General features: G+C 50.7%; 4 protein-coding genes. All 4 read right to left on the bottom strand.

The window, feature by feature from the left end; translation table 11 throughout:
* Positions 1-986 (bottom strand): glutamine-hydrolyzing GMP synthase (guaA, locus tag GF404_09295; protein MBD3382378.1); only part of this gene is annotated, 986 nt, incomplete at its 3' end.
* On the bottom strand, positions 983-2605 hold the full coding sequence (gene nadB / locus GF404_09290; GenBank protein ID MBD3382377.1) for an L-aspartate oxidase: 1623 nt from the start codon (positions 2603-2605) through the stop codon (positions 983-985). The genes nadB and guaA, both read right to left, overlap by 4 nt.
* Positions 2586-3674: a tetraacyldisaccharide 4'-kinase gene (lpxK, locus tag GF404_09285; protein MBD3382376.1), complete on the bottom strand. Its 1089-nt coding sequence runs from the start codon at positions 3672-3674 to the stop codon at positions 2586-2588. The genes nadB and lpxK overlap by 20 nt, the downstream gene beginning before the upstream one ends.
* Positions 3667-4541, bottom strand: an 875-nt coding sequence (locus tag GF404_09280; protein ID MBD3382375.1) for a 3-deoxy-D-manno-octulosonic acid transferase, incomplete at its 5' end; no start/stop codon positions are given. The genes GF404_09280 and lpxK, both read right to left, overlap by 8 nt.

Raw genomic sequence — 4541 nt, 5'->3', positions numbered from 1 at the left:
TCGATCACATCCGGGTAAAGTGTCCCCTGCGCCAGGTACTTTATCTGACCCAGTTGTTTAGATTCCTGCTCGAACACTTCTATGAATGTATTACCGATAATTTTACGTTTTTGCTCGGGGTCGACCACACCTTCCAGCCTGGATAGAAATTTCTCCGATGCGTCTACGGACTGTACATTTACTTCTAAGTCGGCAAGGGCTTTGATCACACGACTTTCCTCGTCTTTGCGTAAGAGTCCGTTGTTGACAAACAGCGATACCAGGCTGGCCCCGATCGCCCGTGATAAAAGCAGGGCGCAAACCGCCGAATCGACACCGCCCGAGATCGCGCACAGCACTTTCTCACCATCGACTTCCGAGCGTATGCGGGTGATCGTATCCTCGATAAACGTCTCCATCGTCCAGTCGCCCACCGCCCCGCAAATCTCGTACAGGAAATTGCGCAGGATGATCTTGCCCATCTCGGTATGATAGACCTCGGGATGAAACTGCAATCCGTAGATTTTGCGGTTCTCATCCGCAATGGCCGCATGTTCGATCTTGTTTGAGCGCCCTATGTTTTCAAATCCCGGAGGCAGTTTTTCGAGGCTGTCCCCATGGCTCATCCAGATTCGCGATTCGCTGACGACATCTTTGAAAAGCGCTGATTTTGACTCGCTGAAAAGCTTTGCCGGGCCGTACTCACGCGAACGAGCCCGCTCCAGATGACCGCCCATCAGCTTTCCGATCAACTGCAATCCATAGCAGATCCCCAGAATCGGGAGATTGAGGTCCAAATAACCGCGGTCGCAGATGTAAGCATCCTCGCTCAGAACAGAAGCGGGACCGCCGGACAGCACGATACCGCGCAGGTTTTTCCTGCGAGCCTGCTCGACAGGATAGTTGTAAGGAACGATCTCGCAGTAGACATTCAACTCACGAATTCGTCGTGCGATTAACTGGGTATACTGCGAACCAAAATCGAGTATCAGAATTTCTTCCATCATAGTTCAAAGTTCTTTTCAATAACGGTGTCTTTTTTCCAGGTCAAGTCATCTCTTTCAGGGTAGTCGAGATTATAGTGAAGTCCGCGTGATTCTTTGCGTTTGACCGCACAGTGTACGATCAATTCTGCCGTCGTCGCCAAATTGCGCAGTTCAACCAGATCGTACGATAGCGGAAAGTTCTCCCACAACTCAGCCACATCGTTTTTAATGATCGCCAGCCTGCGTTTTGCCCAGCTTAAGCGTTTGTCGGAACGCACAACCCCGACGTAGTTCCACATGATCTGTTTGATATCCAGCTGTGCGTGCGAAAGCAAAATATTTTCCTCTTCTGGTACCGGCTTTTTGCCCTCCATCAGGCGATCGAACTCCGAAGAAATATCCATCCCGTTTTCGAGCGCGTGCTTATCACGCGCCGCCGCTTTGGCCGCGAACTCGGCAAACACAACTGCCTCTAAAAGTGAATTCGAGGCCAGACGATTGCCACCATGCATCCCCGTATGCGCTACCTCACCGACGGCATAGAGATTATCGAGGCTGGTACGACCATAGCGGTCGGAGACCACTCCGCCACACATATAGTGAGCGGCCGGGACAACCGGTATCCAGTCAGTGGCGATATCAATACCGAGATTTTTCAATCGGCTGTATATATTTGGAAACCTCTGGCGCAGAAACGAGTCCTTCAGGTGGGTTAAGTCGAGATATACGCAGGACTGGCCGGAGAGCTTGATCTCACGGTCGATCGCCCGTGCGACAACATCACGGGTTGCCAGTTCGGCGCGCCGATGATAATCCGGCATAAAACGCCGACCATTACGGAGCCGGAGCCGGCCCCCCTCGCCACGCACCGCCTCGGAAATCAAAAATGCTTCGCCTTCCGGATGAAACAGTGCGGTTGGATGAAACTGCATAAACTCCAGGTTGGCCACACGAGCACCCGCTCTGTACGCCATGGCGATACCATCTCCGGTGGCAATGCGGGGATTGGTTGTATGCAGGTAGACCTGCCCGCTTCCGCCGGTGGCCAGAAGTGTTATTCCGGCCAGCACGCGGAACAGTTGCAAAACGCGCACGTCGTACACCCATGCGCCGCAACATTGCTTGCGTCCTCCCACACGCCGGTAAAGCAGATCGACTGCCAGATGGTTTTCGAAAATCGTGATATTTGGATTGGTTTTGACCGCTTTGACAAGAGTGCTTTCGATCTCGCGACCGGTGTAGTCGGCGGCATGGACCACACGTTCTTCCGAATGTCCCCCCTCGCGCCCCAGATCCAAATCGTTCAGGCTCTCGGATTCATCCAGGTAGCTGAACTCAACACCGAGTTCGATCAAGCGCTTAATCGCATCCGGACCGGATTGCACGACATGTTTTACAATTTCCGGCCGGCACAAGCCGGCACCCGATTGAAGCGTATCTTCGATGTGTTTATCGAATGAATCGACCCGGCTTATAACCGAGGCGATACCGCCCTGGGCATAGTTAGTGTTGCTCTCGGTGTCGCTCTTCTTTGTAACCACCGCGACTTTGCCGTGGGAAGCCATCCGGAGCGCAAACGACAGCCCGGCGATCCCGGAACCGATTACCAGGAAATCTACCTTATGAGGTCTCTGGGGCAATTCTTCTGATCCTCCCTGTCAATCTGTCGGCACCATGCTCAAGACGAAATTTTATCTTAATAACATACACCGGTGGCTTGATAAAGCAAATGTTTTCGATTTTAACGGCATCTTTTTCGGTCGTAAACAGGCATTCCAAACCAGCGCTTTCTGCCTCTGAAGCGATCATACTCATATCCTCGACTGTGAAGCGGTGATGGTCCCGGAACAGAAAGCTTTTTTCTATCGAGATTTCCAGTGAGCTCAGAATCTCGATGAAGCTCGCGGGGTTTCCAATTGCCGCTAGCAGTCCCGCTTTTTTGCCAGATAATTTCGATACTTCAATCCTCTCGCTATCTTGAAGCGAAATGATTTCACTCACCAGGTAATTGCCGGCCAGAAGCGGTCTTTCGATTACTCTATTGAGAGCTTTTATAGTATTGAAATTATCCCTGGATTTAAAATTAATCAGCACCAGGTCGGCTCGCTTCAATGAACGCCTGGGTTCGCGCAAGTTGCCGGACGGAAGCAGTCTTTTTGACCCGAAAGGAGCTTTCGAGTCAAGCACAACTATATTGAGGTCGCGTTCGATCTGGATATGCTGGAATCCATCGTCGAGAAGCACCAGATCGAACTCGAATTTAGTCAATGCCAGCAGGTACGCTTTCAGGCGATCCCTGCAGTAAGCGATGGCCACATCGGGGAAATTTCGATGGATCATCTTCAATTCATCCGGTAGCTCTTTCATATCATCGCTTGTTCTTATAACCTTCGGTTCACTGTTTTCGGCACCATAACCGCGGGACAACAGGAGAGGCCTGAGCTTCATTTCAGCGCATACTTCCATGAGATACATTTCAACCGGCGTCTTGCCGGTCCCCCCGGTTGTCAGGTTACCGATCGAAATTACCGGGTGAGACAGCTTCTGGGCCTTAAGCAGGCCGATCTTATATAGTGTTGCCCGCAAAAAAACAATGATTCGAAATATCAATGAAAAAGGCCAGAGTAGAATCGAGAGCAGGTTGTAGTACCAGCGTGAGCGAGGATGATTGAGATACTCCTGAAAAAATCCCCCCTGCCTCTCAACCATTACGATCTCCCATGATTATCCCGGCCGTAATCTCAGCCGAACGACCGTACTTTTTAAACAGCAATTCCGGGTCGGGCCGAGAAACAGTACCATCCAAAGCGGACTTAAAGAAACCTGTTACTTCTGAGCCTTCTGATATCTGGTAAGCAAGTTTCATCTCTATAAGCGATTTTTTGATCTCCCGAAAGTTTTCCATATGCGGTCCGAAGCAGGTGGGAACTCCCAAACCGACCGGTTCAAGCGGATTCTGTCCCCCTTTTGGCACCAGAGACCCCCCAACGAAGGCAGCGCTCGATATCGAATAAAATCCTGTCAACTCACCGATCGTATCCACTATCAGGACATCAGAATCGATTGCCTCGCCCTGCTTGAGAAGACTGCGGAGTTTATATGTCAATCCGGCCTGCTTCAGGCAGGATTCTATTTCATGGGCCCTTTCGATATGACGCGGTGCGATTACCAAAAGCAGGTCATCACGAGAAGTATTGAATTTTACATACTCGCGCGCGATACGAAGTTCCTCCCCGTCCCGGGTTGAACCTGCAGTCAGGATTTTCTTTTCCGGGGAGATACCGTACTTATCTCGGATTCGGCCTGGATCGATTTGCTCAACCTGAGATTTAATCAGATCATATTTTAGATTAGGAAGTGTCCTGCACTTCAGCCTGTCAGCACCGAGGCTGACGATCCGCTCGAGATCGTCTTCTGACTGCATGATCAAGAGCATAAAGCTTTTCAGCAGATAACCAAACAACTCTCTGACAGCCTGATATTTGCGAAATGATCTGTCAGAAATCCGCCCATTGATAAGATACAGGCTTATATCTGCCTGAAGTGCGCGTTTCAGAAAATTCGGATACAGTTCGG

The sequence above is a fragment of the Candidatus Zixiibacteriota bacterium genome, from assembly GCA_014728145.1.
Taxonomy (GTDB): domain Bacteria; phylum Zixibacteria; class MSB-5A5; order JAABVY01; family JAABVY01; genus WJMC01.
Note: the sequence above shows the minus strand (reverse complement) of the source record. Positions and strands in the feature narration are given on the sequence as shown.

What these genes read in the sequence shown, in the direction of transcription:
- lpxK (MBD3382376.1), bottom strand. Translation starts at nt 3,674, where the DNA reads ATGGTTGAGAGGCAGGGGGGATTTTTTCAGGAGTATCTCAATCATCCT.